The 15,722-nt window shown below is 41.4% G+C and carries 17 protein-coding genes; 5 read left to right on the forward strand and 12 right to left on the reverse strand.

Going from position 1 to position 15,722, the window contains the following annotated elements; translation table 11 throughout:
- Positions 1–14: 14 nt before the first annotated feature.
- From dnaN to A361_RS17395, 4 genes are all read right to left on the reverse strand, one after another.
- The gene (gene dnaN, locus A361_RS17380; protein ID WP_019382557.1) at positions 15–1,142 is read right to left on the reverse strand and encodes a DNA polymerase III subunit beta; all 1,128 of its coding nucleotides are present in this window, start codon (positions 1,140–1,142) and stop codon (positions 15–17) included.
- A 17-nt stretch (positions 1,143–1,159) separates the two neighbouring features.
- Positions 1,160–1,342 carry a hypothetical protein gene (locus A361_RS30280; protein WP_162272008.1) on the reverse strand — a complete coding sequence of 61 codons (183 nt, stop codon included), beginning with the start codon at positions 1,340–1,342 and terminating at the stop codon, positions 1,160–1,162.
- A 164-nt stretch (positions 1,343–1,506) separates the two neighbouring features.
- A complete protein-coding gene (locus A361_RS17390; RefSeq protein WP_009333638.1) occupies positions 1,507–1,662 on the reverse strand; it encodes an NUDIX hydrolase in 156 nt (51 codons plus the stop codon).
- 20 nt (positions 1,663–1,682) lie between these two features.
- Positions 1,683–2,495 (reverse strand): pentapeptide repeat-containing protein, encoded by an 813-nt coding sequence (locus A361_RS17395; protein ID WP_033196601.1) that lies wholly within the window; start codon positions 2,493–2,495, stop codon positions 1,683–1,685.
- Positions 2,496–2,654: 159 nt separating this feature from the next.
- On the opposite strand from A361_RS17395, the gene A361_RS17400 reads away from it, so the two are divergent.
- Positions 2,655–2,996: a hypothetical protein gene (locus A361_RS17400; protein ID WP_009333636.1), complete on the forward strand. Its 342-nt coding sequence runs from the start codon at positions 2,655–2,657 to the stop codon at positions 2,994–2,996.
- Between the two features lie 37 nt (positions 2,997–3,033).
- On the opposite strand, the gene A361_RS17405 is transcribed toward A361_RS17400, so the two are convergent.
- The gene (locus A361_RS17405) at positions 3,034–3,822 is read right to left on the reverse strand and encodes an aminoglycoside adenylyltransferase domain-containing protein (RefSeq protein WP_009333635.1); all 789 of its coding nucleotides are present in this window, start codon (positions 3,820–3,822) and stop codon (positions 3,034–3,036) included.
- Between the two features lie 224 nt (positions 3,823–4,046).
- On the opposite strand from A361_RS17405, the gene A361_RS17410 reads away from it, so the two are divergent.
- Positions 4,047–4,976 carry an ABC transporter ATP-binding protein gene (locus tag A361_RS17410; RefSeq protein ID WP_009333634.1) on the forward strand — a complete coding sequence of 310 codons (930 nt, stop codon included), beginning with the start codon at positions 4,047–4,049 and terminating at the stop codon, positions 4,974–4,976.
- A 25-nt stretch (positions 4,977–5,001) separates the two neighbouring features.
- A complete protein-coding gene (locus A361_RS17415; protein WP_033196599.1) occupies positions 5,002–6,099 on the forward strand; it encodes an ABC transporter permease in 1,098 nt (365 codons plus the stop codon).
- Between the two features lie 125 nt (positions 6,100–6,224).
- Here A361_RS17415 and A361_RS17420 read toward each other — a convergent pair whose 3' ends face one another.
- Entirely contained in the window at positions 6,225–7,391 is a 1,167-nt protein-coding gene (locus tag A361_RS17420) for a TraB/GumN family protein (protein WP_019382552.1), read from the reverse strand.
- A 223-nt stretch (positions 7,392–7,614) separates the two neighbouring features.
- On the opposite strand from A361_RS17420, the gene A361_RS17425 reads away from it, so the two are divergent.
- Positions 7,615–8,241 carry a metal-dependent hydrolase gene (locus A361_RS17425; RefSeq protein ID WP_019382551.1) on the forward strand — a complete coding sequence of 209 codons (627 nt, stop codon included), beginning with the start codon at positions 7,615–7,617 and terminating at the stop codon, positions 8,239–8,241.
- Positions 8,242–8,269: 28 nt separating this feature from the next.
- On the opposite strand, the gene A361_RS17430 is transcribed toward A361_RS17425, so the two are convergent.
- The 4 genes from A361_RS17430 to A361_RS17445 all read right to left on the reverse strand — a co-directional run bounded on the left by A361_RS17430 (position 8,270) and on the right by A361_RS17445 (position 13,091).
- A complete protein-coding gene (locus A361_RS17430; RefSeq protein WP_009333630.1) occupies positions 8,270–8,716 on the reverse strand; it encodes a GyrI-like domain-containing protein in 447 nt (148 codons plus the stop codon).
- A gap of 349 nt (positions 8,717–9,065) precedes the next feature.
- The gene (locus A361_RS17435; protein WP_009333629.1) at positions 9,066–9,275 is read right to left on the reverse strand and encodes a DNA-binding protein; all 210 of its coding nucleotides are present in this window, start codon (positions 9,273–9,275) and stop codon (positions 9,066–9,068) included.
- A gap of 13 nt (positions 9,276–9,288) precedes the next feature.
- Positions 9,289–12,507, reverse strand: a complete 3,219-nt coding sequence (locus tag A361_RS17440) for a DEAD/DEAH box helicase (RefSeq protein ID WP_019382550.1) — start codon at positions 12,505–12,507, stop codon at positions 9,289–9,291.
- A gap of 119 nt (positions 12,508–12,626) precedes the next feature.
- Positions 12,627–13,091, reverse strand: coding sequence for a hypothetical protein (locus tag A361_RS17445; protein WP_009333627.1), 465 nt, complete (start codon positions 13,089–13,091; stop codon positions 12,627–12,629).
- Between the two features lie 102 nt (positions 13,092–13,193).
- Between A361_RS17445 and A361_RS17450 the strand changes: the two genes are divergently transcribed.
- A complete protein-coding gene (locus A361_RS17450; RefSeq protein WP_009333626.1) occupies positions 13,194–13,940 on the forward strand; it encodes a uracil-DNA glycosylase family protein in 747 nt (248 codons plus the stop codon).
- 62 nt (positions 13,941–14,002) lie between these two features.
- Here the strand turns inward: A361_RS17450 and A361_RS17455 are convergent, their stop codons facing one another.
- The gene (locus A361_RS17455; RefSeq protein WP_009333625.1) at positions 14,003–14,623 is read right to left on the reverse strand and encodes a LysE family translocator; all 621 of its coding nucleotides are present in this window, start codon (positions 14,621–14,623) and stop codon (positions 14,003–14,005) included.
- 100 nt (positions 14,624–14,723) lie between these two features.
- The gene (locus tag A361_RS17460) at positions 14,724–15,674 is read right to left on the reverse strand and encodes a rhodanese-related sulfurtransferase (RefSeq protein WP_019382548.1); all 951 of its coding nucleotides are present in this window, start codon (positions 15,672–15,674) and stop codon (positions 14,724–14,726) included.
- Positions 15,675–15,722: the final 48 nt, after the last annotated feature.

Raw genomic sequence — 15,722 nt, forward strand, 5'->3', positions numbered from 1 at the left:
TAAGAAGACTGCTCTCAATACGAACGGACGGGCGAAACAAGCTGAATATAAGATTCGCCGCTGACAGGCTTGATTATAACCGGCTTCATTGAACCGCTGAAGCTTAAAAGTACATGCTCTTCCTGAATAGCTTTTAGGGCATCCATTAAAAAGTTCCCATCAAGTGATATGGATAGTTCCCGCTCGCCGGTGATTTCTAACAGAGGCTGTGTTTCTTCAATTTTTCCAATGGCAGAGGAAACTGAAGATATTTTTAATGCCCCTTCTTTTATCTCCAGGAGGACATTGTTATTCTTCCATTCGAGGGCAAACAGGCAGGCACGGTCAATTCCCTTTAATAGTTTTTTTGCGTCCAGTTTTATAACTGTTTTCGCTTCATTCGGGATGAGTCCAGTTACATCAGGATACTTGCCTTCAATAAGCCGTGAACAGAGCATGATCGATTTTGTTTTGAAAACTAAATAGCTCTCTGATGAGAAGATTTGTACTTCACTTTCTTCCTGATGAGCCAATAGCTTTAAAAGTTCCTTTAGGCTCGAGCCTGGAACAATGAAAGACCCTTTGGAGGCAGAAGCGATACTTGTCTGCAGAAACGCTAAACGATGTGAGTCAGTTGCCGCACACGAAAAGTGATTTTCTTTAACAATCATATGCACTCCTGTGAGCACCGGCCTTGTATCATTCTTCGAAGCTGCAAACACGGTCTGCTTTATTATTGCTGATAATTTTACAGAAGAAATTTGGATCTCGTGCGAATTATCAAATTCAGGAAGTTTTGGATACTGTTCGGCTGGAAAACCATTTATGTATGTGATAATTTCATCTGATATGATTGTCACGTTATGCTTTTCATTCACTTTGATATGTATGTCACCCGGCAGCTTTTTAATTAGCTCTGTCAGGTATCTGGATGTTACTACAACACTGCCAGTCTTTACTATTTCCAGTTCAGCCCCTTCATCAGCAGCAGGAATGACTTTTTCAATCACAATATCAGAGTTGCTTCCAGTGAGTCTTAAATGGTTCTCACAAGCAGTCAGCTTTATCCCGGTTAAAATCGGAAAAGGTGTCTTGGCAGAAATTGCACTGCTTACTTCTCCAACGGCTTTATTAAAATATTCATTCTTAATTTTAAACTCCATTCATACCCCACCTAATTTTATCGATAGGATATTCTTTCGACAAAATTCCTGAAAATTCCTTTTACCTTATCAGCATAACTTTGTTTGAACAGCTCCAAGGGAATAAGTTTATCAGCTTTTACGGCATGGAGGATTTGCCTTATCACTTTGGCATCGCGAAGTGCCTCGTCTTTTAAGCGATTAAGGTTTGACAGGTTCACCAAGCTATCGGCAATTTCCTCTTCCTGAAGGTTTAAAAAGCCCCCTCTTATTTGAGCAATAAAAGGGAATAAGATGACTGATGGTTTGTACTGCTGGTAAAGTTATAGATACCAGTTGTATGGGTCAGGTTTACGTCCAAGCCCGTTTCTTCTTTTACTTCTCTTCAGGCAGCCGCAAGGATATCTTCCCCTTTTTCAACACGGCCGGACGGGAAATTCCATTTATTCTTTACCATGGGTTTATTCTCTTTTATCATCAGCACTTTGCCTTCCTGTAGAATTGATGTGCTGGCAGCAAGCACGATTTCGTTCTGTGTCATTCGGTATCTCTTCTTTCCTATTAATTCACCCAGTGCTGAGGTCTCTGTAAACCCTTTGGCAGCTTCGTATACATGTCCCCTTTTGCTGAATTAACCTGAGCCTGTGTAAGAAAAATACTTCCCATTAGATTAGCTCCGCTTAAATTCGCGTCCCTCAAGTCTGCACCAATAAGATCCGTATATCTCAAGTCAGCTTTGCGCAGGTCAGCAGCAATAAACAGGGAACCTCTTAAATTTGCTCCGCACAACACCTCACCGCTTAATCTGGCTCCGATAAAATCTCTCCGGCCGCTATATTTTTTCGCGGATTTTTGATTCAATCCTGAATTCTTCCTGACAAGCTCACTGGCTTTCAGAAGCAGCTTATTAACTTCACCCCTATGTGACTGGACATCAGTACCCATAATCACACCCGGTTCCATATTAGTTAAATCCTCTGTTTTGTCCAAAATTTCTCTGACTTCACCATGAATAGGCCTAGCGGCTTCCAAATATAGAATTTCTGTTAAGTAGAAAAGCATTTCATGAAGCTGATGCATAATGGGAAACACATCAAACATCTCTTTCTTAAGTCCGGGATGTGTGCGCCAGTCTCTATTCATAAAAGTGTTTTGGGATACTTTTTGGCCTGCTCCAAAGCATTCAAATGAAGTGCATCCTCTGAAGCCTTTTCCCCTTAGGTCTGCATGTATCTGACAGCGAAAATCAGCTTGCAGATTGGGACATGGATTACCTGCTTCCTTATCAAAAGCAAAGTCAGCAGATTTTGCATATGGGAGGGCCACACAGCAAAGCCCAAAACAATTTTCACAATCGGGTATTAAATAACTCATCTGTTTAGGCAAAACGCGCACTTCCTATCGTTCATAGTACAGGAAAGATTTCAGCAATATTTTTTCAGTTGTTACTGTTCTTGACTTTCCTGCCGGTAATGTTTATTCTTTCTGCAAATGGAAATTATTCTTAATATCTCATTATAAAGGAGTGACTTCATGTCCAGGAATAAATATAAAGAAAAGGCAATGAGTGCCGTAGGCAAGCTAAAAGCCAGCCTTAAAGGAAGGCTTTATGAAATGGCAGAGATTCCTTCAGTTTCTGTTAAGCAGCTGTCAGAATTCATCCAGCAGCATCCCGATACGCAAATAACAAAGAAAGAACTCCTTGGAAACACCTACACTTTCTATCGTCTAAATGCGAATGATGACTTTCTGTATATGGAAACAATTAATGAAAGGATTCTTCAATTGGATGGATCCTCACACGGAAAAAGATTTGTCTCTTATCGATCTTATCGGGATTCCCATAACTTGAATACTCCAATGAGGATAACGTAACGGCCTTCAGTCAAGTGAGCTTCACATCAAGGGAAGCTCACTTATTTTTAATTGCTGCCGATTGGCTTATAAGATATTTTGACAGTTTAATAGTCTCCTCAATTCGATCACGCTTACTTGTATAATGTCTATTTTCCTCACCTCTGCGAATATTGTTGGCATCCACTATGATTGGGTGCCATTTTTCCGGCAAATGCTTTAAGGAGTACTCCCCAGCCCCTTGCTTAGAGATAATATCCTTCTCTCTCAATGTGTAAAACTGACGCAAAATGCCGAGCACCGTCCATTCAACTTCTTTATCAATCGCAGAGTCGGCTGTTTGTGTAAGTTCATCAATCGATTCCTCGTATGACTGGATTCGATTTGCCCAATATGTATTCATGTTCTCATAAGTGTACGAAACCAAATCATTGGCATTTATCTCTATAACCGGAACATCCCCATAAATGACAATACCATTCTTCTTTAAAAGCCACCAGGTGACTGGATTCAGAAAATGCCCATAATTCATTATCCCGTTATTATAGTAGAAACATTCACAAAGCGTTCCCAGGTCATTTTGAGTTAAATAAACCCCATCCATCTCAGGAAACTGATATTTGTCTGCTAGTATCCTATGGATTTCCTTAGCTTTTTTTAATTCTGATTCAGTTAAACCGCTTTGTGTAACCGCAATAAAATCAATATCGCTTGATCCTTCCACAAAAGCATTCAGTGCAAGCGACCCGTGCAAATAAAGGCCTTCAAGCTGATTGGGCATATATTCATTTACTAGATCTATGTACTCATTTAATAAATCATTAACCACTATTGGAAGTTCTCGCATTCACACTTCTCCCCTAACTTCTAATAGAAAAAGCCTTCTCATATCATTTTCAAACTCAGCATTCATCTTTACTATATCGGTTTGTCCCACATTATGGTACCAGTATCGATATTATTAAGTTTACTAAAAAAATGAATTTTTTCAAAAAAAGTAACGTATTAAATAAAAGGTTAGAATTTTGCATGATGCTGATATCCAACTTGTCATGAAAGCGAGGAAAACGAATGACTGTGTTAGAAGTAAGAAATCTGCAAAAGTCCTTTGGCCAAATAAAGGCTGTCCAGGATATAAGTTTCTCGGTTAATGCCGGGGAAGTCTTCACTATTATCGGTCCAAACGGAGCTGGCAAAACAACTACACTGGAAATGATTGAGGGCCTTGTTTCACCCGATAACGGTGAAATCCATTTTGGCGACCTCGATTGGAATAAGCATGCAGTTTCAATAAAGAAGAAAATTGGCGTCCAGCCACAGTCAAGTGCCATGTTTGATTTATTAACACCAGAAGAAAACCTGAACCTTTTTGCATCCTTTTACGACCATGCACGGCCAGCCAAAGAAATCCTGGAAATAGTCAATCTTACGGAGCACCGGAACAATCATGTAAAAAAACTTTCAGGCGGTCAGAGGCAAAGACTTGCCATTGGACTGGCGCTGATTAGTGACCCTGAAATCATTTTTCTGGATGAACCGACTACCGGCCTTGATCCCCAGGCCAGAAGAAATATTTGGGATATCATTCTTCACCTTAAAGAACTAGGCAAAACAACCATTCTTACCACTCATTACATGGAAGAAGCAGAGAAATTAAGTGATCGTGTATGCATCGTGGATCAGGGGAATGTGATCACACTTGACTCCCCTTCCGCACTCATAGAGAAGCTTACAGATGAACGGGAAATAAGGTTGAGTTTTCTTGATGGCGTAAGTGCTGCAGAGGATGCTGATATGTTCTCGAAGGATCTGGAATCTGTATCCAAAACGGAACGGGAAGGGGCAACTCTAAAAATATGGGCAGCAAAGCCTGAAGAAACCCTTTTGGACTTATTTAAGTTTACAAAAGAAAAATCATTCGGGGTGGAACAGGTCTCTATACGGGAAATGAGCCTGGAAGATGTGTTTATTGCGTTTACCGGCAAAGAATGGAGGGATTAAGATTAATAGATACCATCAATTTAAAATGATGTTTTTGGCACAGCTGAAATTAACTCTTCGCGAAAAACAGGCATGGTTCTGGGGCATCTTTTTCCCGGTTATTCTAATGGTTATCTTCATGGTCATCTTCAGCGGAAATTCAGATGAAGAGTTTAAAACCGAAGTGGCTGTTGTGGATCCAAGCCCGAATCCAGCTTCAGAGATGATGCTTTCTCAAATCAGCGGACTTCCCGTTTTGGAAGTCAAATCAGGAAAGCCTGTCACGAGGGATAAAGCGGAGGAATGGGTAAAAGATCAGGAAGTGGATGCCGCCATCATCCTGCCGGAGTCGGCAGAGGCTTCCTCTGTTTTCCTTGTAATAAACAAAGAAAATGAACAGGGTGCCGCAGCCCAGGCAGTATCCGGCATTCTGGATAAGTTTGTCCAGCAGGCCAATTTAATGGCTGCAGGTGCTTCTCCGAAATATGATTTGCAATATGAATCGATAACCTCCGGCACCAATGAATTGGATTATACAGATTTCCTATTAACTGGGATGATTGCTTTATCCATTGCCCAGGGAGGGATGTTTGGCATGGTGGACCTGGTGGATATGCGCAGAAAGGGATTAATCAAAAGGCTGCGGATGACACCGGCCAATATGGGCATCTTCGGATTAAGTGATATGGTTATGAGGCTGTTGTTCAGTATTGTGCAGATCATCCTGCTTTCATTAATAGGTGTCCTCGTATTTGGCGCCAATCTTTATATTAATCCTATTACCTTGATTATCGTATTCCTGATCGGTGCTTTATCCTTTAATGCACTTGGCTACTTCTTCTCATCTTTCAGCAAAACAACAGAAGCTTATATGGGAGTAGCCAATATCTGCAGTTTTCTCATGATGTTTTTAAGCGGAGTGTTCTTCCCTATTGAAACGATGCCTGAATGGATCCAGCCAATATCCAGCATCCTGCCGCTAACCTATTTTGCTGAAGGCTTAAGGGAAAGCATGGTGTATGAAACCGGCATTGCTACAGCAGCACTTTGGGCAGGAATTGGCGTGATGGTGATATGGGGAGCCGTTACTTTTCTTTTGGGGTCCTTGCTTTATAAGAGAAAAGCGATTGCTGCTGACAGATAATGAAAGAAGTGCCAGCTGCCAAAATCGGCCATCTGGCCTTCTTCATTATTTTTTTGGAAGTATAAAAAATTCATTAAAATTGAAAAAGGATGAAATCATTTTGATTTCATCCCAGAAAAGCTTTCTTATAAATTTTCAAAAAACACTCTGATTACATCGGCTCCCCCAATGAAGGTTCCCAGCGAACTGCCCAGATTGGACAGGACAACAATCAATAAAATCCGGCTCACTTTGTTTCTCCAGAATCCTTTAACACTGAAGACATCTTCAGATAAGGTTTCAAAATCCCTTACATTCGGACGCCTTATATAAGCCTGAGTCAGTCCGGCAAACCAGCCTGCTGCAAGAAGGGGATTCAATGATGTAATTGGCGCTGCAACAAAGGCAGTTAAAATGGTGAGCGGATGTCCCATTGCAATGGCAGCCCCCAGCGCCGACAAGGAGCCATTCCAAATAATCCAGCTGATAGTCTGCGCAAGACCCGCAGAAGGATTTGCGAAGAATGTATAGGCGATTATGGCTAAAATGAACACCGGAATACTCCAGCCAATTATCTTTGGAACATTGGATTTTGGAGGGCGCTCAGTCAATTTGGCCATGTCCTGTTCTTTTTTGATTTCCTCTTTGATCCCCGGTACATGGGCTGCCCCAAGCACCGCTACTATTTTTTCTCCTGGTGCATCTTTAATTTTTTGTGCCAGGTACTGATCCCGTTCGTCAATGAGCGGTTTCTTTAATCGCGGAAAACTATCTGTAAATTCATTTAGAATCGCATTTATCGTATCCTGATTTTTCATTTTCTCAAGTTCTTCTTCAGTTATCGTATCCTTGCTGAAAATACTTGCTACTACTTGACTAAGAAGCAGGGATTTTCCTTTTAATCCGAGGTTACCCCAAATCCTTGCAAAGGTAATCTGGATATTCCGGTCGGCCAGAACAAGCTTTGCCCCGGCAGCCTTTGCTGATTCAATTCCCTGAATCATTTCCTGGCCGGCTTTAATGCCGAATTGGTCAGCCATGCGGTTTTGAAAGGATGAAATCGCCAGATTCATTAAAAGCAGTGATGCCTTCTTCTCCTTAATTACCTGGATGATATCCATTTCCTTCCACTTGCTGCCTTCTGTAATCGATTGATATCTCTGTTCATCCAATTCCACACAAACAGAGTCAGGCTGTTCAGCCTCTATGACTTCCTTCACTTGTTCCGCACTGTGCTTTGAAACATGTGCTGTTCCTATCAGTATGTATTCCTTGCCGTCTAAATGAATCCTCGTTATGTTTTCCTCTGACATAAATACCTTCCTTAGATACAAATTCTATTTTGTATGCTTATAGCTCAATGTATTGTTCATTATACCATGAACTTTTTTAAGTATGCCCAGGATAATGAACTCTGAGGGGAATTTAGCCCTAAATAACAAAATAATCTATTAACCCCTAAACAGAACAAATGTTTTGATATAATATAAGAATGCATGAAAAAAATGCAAATATATTATAAAGGTGGAAATTATATTGAATGGTACCGCCCATGCAGCTATTGGAGCAGCAGCAGGATACGTGGTTGCGAACACTGTTCATGCCAGCCCATCCACAACTCTATTATTAGTAGGACTCGGCAGCGTTTCTGGATTAATTCCGGACCTCGACATTGATGGAAAACTTCGTGACCGGCTTACACTTTCACATGAAGTCGTTCGGACAGTTGCACAAATCATAGGAATTTTAATGATCATCTATAGCTTCTATGAAGGCTCGCCGAAAGAGAAATGGCTGGGAATCGCTATAGGGATCAGTATGACTGCCATTTCTGCGAAAATCAGGCAAAAGCATATGCTGACCATTACCGGAATTGGCGTCCTGGCGGGAGGCATCTCTTTGCAGGAACTTTGGCTGATATTATTTGGGGTTTATATATTAATAGCTTCCTTCGTTTCCCACCGCAGTTATACTCATTCCATCCTGGGTGTTATTTTTTTTGGATTCATCTCTGCGAAATTTGAAGCATCACTTGGCATAGAGGGTGTATTCTATACATGCCTTGCGGGTTATATAAGTCATTTGATAGCCGATTTTAAATTGCTTCCATTTAATAAAAGGGGCATAAAGCTCTTTCTCCCGATTTCGTCGAAAGAGATCTAAGACAGACAACCGCTCAGAATTTGAGCGGTTAGTTTTTGACTGGAATGTATACTTCTACATCCTCATCCTCATTTTCAACCGGATAATAAACTTCCAAAATATAATGATCAGCGGAATCCTGCGTATTGCCCTGCTCCTTAATCCAATTGTTAAGACGCGCATACAGGCCGCCCATGTCAGCTCCCTTTCCTCTGATTGATGCATAAGTATGCTGTACCTCTATATATTCCATCCCATCTGGCAGCGTATCAGGTTTCTCATGAACTAAGTAACCGACAAAAAATATTCCCTCTAAGTGGTCTTCCCCTCTTTTAGGTTCATAAATGGTCACTTCCAGTCCGCTGCTATGCTGTACAAGATGGCCATGCTTCAAGAAGCTCTGAGCTGCTTCAGGCACCAAGCCGGCATAATCCTTAAAAAGACCCTTGTTCTTTATGACTACTGCTTTAAACTCCTTTGAAACAACTTTACACATAGGAATCCCTCCAAACTTTTAATACTAAGAGTTTCTCTAACTATTGGAAAATTCCTCCTTTAATCTGATAGATTAAGAAGGCTTTTTCTCATAGATTGTTGTTGTTGTCTATGAATTCTGCCCGTTGATTTCAGCACGGGGCACTTGCTTTCCGCAGGGCGTGCGGTGATCCCGCAGGACATTGAATAAACTCCTCGAATCAACACCGCACGAAGGAAATGCATCAGCATTTTCGAGATCAAGTGCCCACAGCGAAGATCAACTCAGCAAATTAAACTAAGTAATTAAAAACAACCCAAATATACGACAGCCAAAAAAAAGACGCGCCTCAAGAGTCGCGTCTTCCATACTAACCTTTAAATGACAAACCATTGTCCGCCATTGCCTTGCGAAGTTTTTCCATGGCATCCGGTCCCATTCCGTGAAGTTCCAGCAATCCTGCTTCAGTGGCAGCGGCTAGCTGTTCCAGTGAAAAATAGCCTGCCCCTTCAAGTGCACGTACTGCTGGCTTTGCCAGCTTTTCAGGGAATCTGCTCCCCTTTAGATTATTTTCTGGCATGGGGTCTCTCCTTTTAGATCATTAATATTTCGCGTATATCTTCTTCCGTCAGTCTTCCGGCTGCACTTTCATTCGAATCGATGATTTCTTCAATTAAATTTTTCTTTTTATCCTGAAGTTCATTCATCTTCTCTTCGATGGTGCCTCTCGACAATAATTTTATTACCTGGACGGTATTTTTCTGTCCTATGCGATGAGCCCGATCGGCTGCCTGTTCCTCAACGGCGGGGTTCCACCACAAATCATATAAGATGACTGTATCTGCACCAGTCAAATTTAGTCCCGTACCGCCTGCCTTCAATGAAATCAGGAAAAAATCGCGTTCTCCCTCATTAAATCGGCGGCAGATTTCCACCCTTTCCGCGGAAGGTATCTGTCCATCAAGGTAGAAAAACGGCAGATCCAGAAGGGCAAGTTCTCGGCCAATAAGATCAAGCATTTTAGTGAACTGCGAAAAAATAAGTACTCTTCTTCCAGACAATCTGGATTCTTCGATAATTCTCTTGAGCTGTTCAAATTTTGCTGAACTCCCTTTATATCCATCCACAAATAAAGCAGGGTGGCAGCAAATTTGACGGAGCCGTGTCAAACCAGCAAGGATTCTTATGCGGTTTTTTCTGAGTGTATCTTTATTTAAATGCTTTAAGGTATCTTCTCTCAGTTTTGCCAGGTAAGCTGCATAAAGCTTCTTCTGATCCGGCAGCAATTCAGCAGAATCAATAAGCTCCATCTTTTCAGGCAGCTCTGAAAGAACATCTTCTTTCAGCCTCCTGAGCATGAAGGGACGAACCCTTCTGGCAATCGTCTTCCGTGTTAAATTTCCATAATCCTTTAAGCCGCCAAACAATTCAGGGAAGACAACATGAAAAATAGACCACAGTTCTTCCGCAGAATTTTCAACGGGTGTGCCTGTTAAAGCAAAGCGATACTTGGCTTTAATTTTCTTTACTGCCCTCGCTGTTTGGGTTACCGGATTTTTAAACGCCTGTGCTTCGTCGAAAAAAACAGTGTAAAAATCCTGCATTTCATACCATTTAATATCTTTAAGCACCAAGGGGTAGGAAGTAATCACCACATCAATGCCAGATAAATCCGTTTGAAGCTCAGCCCGTTCATTTTGAGTTCCATCGATGACAATAGCCTGGATGTCCGGTGTGAACTTCGTCAGTTCGCTTAACCAGTTATATGTTAAGGATGAAGGGCACACAATAAGTGCTGGACCGGCATACTCCCGAATTTCCTTAAGGTCAGACTGAATAAAAGCAATGCTTTGCAGCGTCTTCCCCAGTCCCATATCATCAGCCAAAATGCCGCCAAATCCATAATGCGCCATTGTCTTTAACCATTTAAAGCCGTTTTTCTGGTATTCCCTCAAAATAGGATTCAGGATTTCCGGCACAGGAGTCTGGAGGCATGATGGATTCTGAAGCTCTTCTAAAAACTCCCTGAAGGATTCCTCATGACGGAACATCTCCTGATCACTAGCTGCCTCAAGCATTCTAAGACCAGATACAATCGGCATGTTCAAACCGCTCTCCAGATCCTCAGCCTGTTCAGGCACAGCATTCAGAAAACGCTGGATTTCCTCAAATTCTTTTGTTTCCAAAGAAAGGAGCGCGCCATTTTTCAGGCGATAGAATTTCCGTTTCTCCTCAAGTGCAAATAATACATCCCGTATCTCCTGATCAGCTATACCGGTCAATTCAAATTTGAATTCCAGCCAATTCGTCCGCTCTTTTTTCATTTTTATCCGTATCTTCGGTTTGGCATTCTCCCTGAAAATACGGTTTCTGACAGACGTAGTGGCATATATTTGCACCAGTTTTTGCAGTTTAGGGACAACATGATAAAGGAATTCATATTCCAGCTCTTCATTTTGCAGAAAGTAGCCGCCATCCGTCTTTGCAAAGGAGCTTTCCTCCATAAGCTGAAGTATTTCATCCTCTAATTCCACATCTCTGATAATCCGCGTGCCGCCTTTCGGCTCTCTGCTTTCAAGCGGATTGATCACGATATTTTCATAGTGAAACTCAATTCCTGCCAGAAGCCGGTTCCGCAGGCGATCTAAGTATAGCTTGGCAACCAAAGGTGTTTTCATAAATTTTTGTGACATGTCTTCAGAAATATGGACATCCCCCAGCTTTCTCAGTCCAGGGACCACTTTTTCCAGAAACAGTTCCATTTGTTCAGCAGCAACCGGAATCTGGCTTCTCCCGGCTGACTCCAGCATTTGTGTTAAATCATATAAACGCTGGCAATCTTCTTTATTGAGCGTGATTAATTTGCCGCCAGATAGAACAGCATAATACGAATCCAGAATCAGCATTCGATCCAGGCCAAAAACATTTAAATAACATTTCTCTTCTTTTTCGCTAAGCTCAAACCTTAAAGGCAGCCGTTCCTTTGAAAAAGCCATCCTTTCAAATGTTTTTCCCATTATCTCAAGCCTTACTTTCTCAGCGAGCGCCAAAACAGGCTTCAAACGTTCCCACGATGATGGAGGGATTAAGAGCATATGCTTGGTCGCAGTATAATCGAAATCATCCATTAAAGCATTTATATAAATGGATTCATCGTGTATCAGCTGTATCAGCTGGTGAAGGACTGCATCAGATTCTGGCGGGAAACAATGCAAAGCGGGGTCATAGGTAAATGATAATGATAATAGGCTTGGTTCACCCTCTTTAACGGAGTGAAGAAATTGCCGGATATCGAGGACAGCGGTTGGGCCGATGGTACATTTTATTGCTAACAAATAATGCCCCTTCCCCAAATGAACAGGCACACATGTGAATTCCGGATGTAGCACCTGCCTGTTTTCAAAATGAAGCTGGTGTCCGCTTGACCTTCTTGGCTGTTCACTGAAAAGTGTCATGAGACCATCCGTTAAGGCGTGTTCGGGAGAAACCCCAAGGGTGCCTGCTGAATCCTTTATCATGGGCGATCTGTGCTGCTGCATATCATAAATTTCCAGCAGCACAGCCGCTGCATGCTGGCATTCTTTATCAAACGAAGCTAGATTTGGACAGCTGCACAATGTCTTAAAACTGTTTCCGGATGTTTTCTCGACCGAGACGAAAAAATCCTCACCAGCAGATACTGTTGCTTCACAAATATCATCATTGTATTTCTTTATCGTTACCTTCTTATTACGGAAAAAAGCGTCCCCTCTTTTGAAGGAGACAGTACCGCACATTTCTTTTATCAATTTGTGACTCAATTTAATATCCACAAATGTTCTCCTTCCGGGAATATGTATACTTAAATTGTATCACAGTCATCTGCCATAAATCATTTCATCTAACACAAAAAGGGAGAGCACATCCCCCTTATAGATCATCCTTTATACTGTTATTTAAGTTCCCCTTCAAACCTCGTAATCAGCTTATAGAATTTGACCATCAATAAAAGCAGCATGGGATCAAGTAAAGCTGCATGCCATAATCTCCACCAGCCATAATTAAAATATCCCCAGGGCTCGGGCAATAAAGCGATGACTTCATACAGCAAAATGGCAACTACCCAAAAGATAATATAAGAAAATCGTTTAATGAGATCCCCTCTGAAAGGATACCAATTCAGAAACATCATGTTAACCGGGGGTACCAGAACAATATGCGCCATCAATCCTGCCCAGTTTGGCTCCTTGTCAAAGTACCAGTATCCCCAATATTTAAACTCAATCATGACATCAAATATCAGCTGAGCTGAAATTGTGAATGTCCATATATGTAAAATTTGATTTTTAGTCAGACGCTTTTTGGTTGTAAATGCAATGAAATTAAAAAGAATGGCAGCTATTATCAGTCCAATCATGAGCAGAATCCTTTTTATTTGTTAATGTCTCTTAGATGGCTTTTATTATTCATGATTTGGTAACATTATTCATATACCAATTCATATTAGAAGGAGATCTTGATGGAGTGTTCATTACTTTCAAAGTATCTTCCGGCCATTGAAAAGCTCCCAAAAGGCGAGCCGCTGACAAAGGATCAATTAATGACTGAAGAGTTCTTAATAAGTCAGGGTGGGGATTTGGACATATATTATGCTCCGCACAACGAATATATCAATAAAGACGCAAAAATTGTGATCGTCGGGATTACTCCTGGATGGAGCCAAATGAGGATTGCCTTTGAATCATTCATGAAAGGACTGGCTGCTGAAAAAGAGCTTAATGCAATCCTGAAGGAGACCAAAAAGGCAGCCAGCTTTTCAGGAGGGATGAGGAGAAATTTAATAAGCATGCTAGATCAATGCGGTTTATATGAAGCACTGCACATTGATGGCTCTGATACACTTTTCGAGCGAAATAGACCGCTCCTTCACACCACATCTGTTCTAAAATATCCGGTTTTCTTCCGTGGCAATAATTATACCGGACACCAGCCTGATCTTTTAAAAACAGCGATGCTTGCCGAGTATGCAACAGAAGTATTCCCAGAAGAGCTGGCTCAAATCAATGGCCATGCACTCATTATCCCGCTGGGAATAACCGCCGAAAGGATCATCCGTCATCTATACACAGCCAAACAACTTACAGGACATATCATAGTATCCGGCTTTCCGCATCCTTCTGGCGCAAATGGGCACCGGGCTAAGCAGTTTGAACAGAACAAATATGCTATGACAGATTTAATTAGAAGATGGGGAGAACAGCTATAATCAAAGGTATAATTATAAAAAAAACTGCTTTAACCTATATTAGAGGTTAAGCAGTCCCTTTCTTAAGGCTGTTTCTCAAGTGCCAATTTAATGCCAAAGCCCATTAAAACCACACCAGAAACGCCTTGGATGGCATTATTAACAGAAGGTTTTTTCAGCCAGGCCCTGAAGAAGTCAATCAAATATACGTAGAAAAAGAACCAGATAATTGTGATAAGACTATATATTAAGCCCATCGCAAGAAACTGCGCAAAGTGATTCCCTTCCGTACTTAAAAATTGAGGAAAAAATGTTAAAAAGAATACAGCTACTTTTGGGTTGGACACACAAGTGAAAAATCCTTGAAGAAAATGGGACTTGTTCTTCTTATGCTTTCTCACCATGTCCGCTGATTCTTGTTTATTTGATAGAGACTTTAACGAAACGATGCCCAAATAAATAAGATATATCGCACCAGCATACTTAATAAAAGAAAAAATGTAAGCAGACTTTACAATTAATGCCGATAAGCCAAATACAACGGCCATTGTATGGACCATCAGCCCGGCGACAGATCCGAACATCGTTTTAATGCCGCTTTTTTTCCCGCTCGAAATCGTGTTTTGAATTAGGATGCCAGTATCAGGTCCCGGCAAAATGACAAGCAGAAACGACATAAACAGAAATAACAGTAAATTCTCCATATCCCACCCACCTAAAAATTTTAAGAATATTATATCAGTTTTCATGAAATTTCCAATAAAAAAAGAGCAGATTCCATAAAGGAAAATCTGCTCCAAACATTTATGCTCTTACTTCTTCTAATCTTTCTTCCACTTCTGACTCGGAAAGGCCGTGTTCAGCAACATAACGGTTCCGAGGATGCGTGCGGCATTCATCAGAACAGCTGCGCATATATTTATGCTCATTTTCTTCAGAGCATAGGATTTTTTTATTGCATGCAGGATTTGCACAGTTGACATAGCGTTCACATGGCTCGCCTGTGAAGTAGTCCCTGCCTACGATTACATGCTCCTTTTGGTTAACCGGAATGCCAATGCGATCGTCGAATACATATAGCTGGCCGTCCCAAAGCTCTCCCTGTACTTCAGGATCTTTTCCATAAGTGACAATTCCTCCGTGAAGCTGGGCTACATCTTCAAATCCTTCTTTTACAAGCCATCCGGAGAACTTTTCACAGCGGATGCCGCCTGTGCAATACGTAATGATCTTTTTATCACCAAGCAATTCTTTATTTTCACGGACCCATTCCGGCAGATCGCGGAAATTTTTGATATCCGGCCTGATCGCACCTCTAAAGTGGCCAAGATCATATTCATAATCATTTCGTGCATCTAACACAATTGTGTCTTCATCCTGAAGTCTTTCGAAGAACTCTTTTGGCTCCAGATATTTGCCTGTAACCTCGTTCGGGTTCACATCGTCTTCAAGGCGAAGAGTTACAAGCTCGGGACGGGCACGAACCTTCATCTTAGGAAATGCATGTCCATCTGCTTCATCTATTTTGAAAACCATTTCCGCAAAGCGCGGATCCTGCTTCATTGCTTCCATATACCTGTCGGTCTGTTCCACTGGTCCGGAAACAGTCCCGTTTATGCCTTCATTCGCAACAAGAATACGCCCCTTTAGGCCCAGCTCATTGCAAAAAGCTTTATGCTCCTCTGCGAACTCCTCAGGGTCCTCAATCGGAACATACATGTAGTAAAGTAAAACTCTGTATGGTTTTTGACTCATTTGTATTTCCACCTATCACTTAATATTTGCAAGATATATCTGTTAATA

It is taken from the genome of Cytobacillus oceanisediminis 2691 (genome assembly GCF_000294775.2).
Classification (GTDB): Bacteria; Bacillota; Bacilli; order Bacillales; family Cytobacillaceae; genus Cytobacillus; species Cytobacillus pseudoceanisediminis.

Bases quoted from the DNA above. Each gene is read 5' to 3' on its own strand.
- dnaN (WP_019382557.1), bottom strand. From the start codon at position 1,142: ATGGAGTTTAAAATTAAGAATGAATATTTTAATAAAGCCGTTGGAGAA.
- A361_RS17390 (WP_009333638.1), bottom strand. From the start codon at position 1,662: ATGACACAGAACGAAATCGTGCTTGCTGCCAGCACATCAATTCTACAG.
- A361_RS17395 (WP_033196601.1), bottom strand. From the start codon at position 2,495: ATGAGTTATTTAATACCCGATTGTGAAAATTGTTTTGGGCTTTGCTGT.
- A361_RS17400 (WP_009333636.1), top strand. From the start codon at position 2,655: ATGTCCAGGAATAAATATAAAGAAAAGGCAATGAGTGCCGTAGGCAAG.
- A361_RS17405 (WP_009333635.1), bottom strand. From the start codon at position 3,822: ATGCGAGAACTTCCAATAGTGGTTAATGATTTATTAAATGAGTACATA.
- A361_RS17410 (WP_009333634.1), top strand. From the start codon at position 4,047: ATGACTGTGTTAGAAGTAAGAAATCTGCAAAAGTCCTTTGGCCAAATA.
- A361_RS17415 (WP_033196599.1), top strand. From the start codon at position 5,002: ATGATGTTTTTGGCACAGCTGAAATTAACTCTTCGCGAAAAACAGGCA.
- A361_RS17420 (WP_019382552.1), bottom strand. From the start codon at position 7,391: ATGTCAGAGGAAAACATAACGAGGATTCATTTAGACGGCAAGGAATAC.
- A361_RS17430 (WP_009333630.1), bottom strand. From the start codon at position 8,716: ATGTGTAAAGTTGTTTCAAAGGAGTTTAAAGCAGTAGTCATAAAGAAC.
- A361_RS17435 (WP_009333629.1), bottom strand. From the start codon at position 9,275: ATGCCAGAAAATAATCTAAAGGGGAGCAGATTCCCTGAAAAGCTGGCA.
- A361_RS17445 (WP_009333627.1), bottom strand. From the start codon at position 13,091: ATGATTGGACTGATAATAGCTGCCATTCTTTTTAATTTCATTGCATTT.
- A361_RS17450 (WP_009333626.1), top strand. From the start codon at position 13,194: ATGGAGTGTTCATTACTTTCAAAGTATCTTCCGGCCATTGAAAAGCTC.
- A361_RS17455 (WP_009333625.1), bottom strand. From the start codon at position 14,623: ATGGAGAATTTACTGTTATTTCTGTTTATGTCGTTTCTGCTTGTCATT.
- A361_RS17460 (WP_019382548.1), bottom strand. From the start codon at position 15,674: ATGAGTCAAAAACCATACAGAGTTTTACTTTACTACATGTATGTTCCG.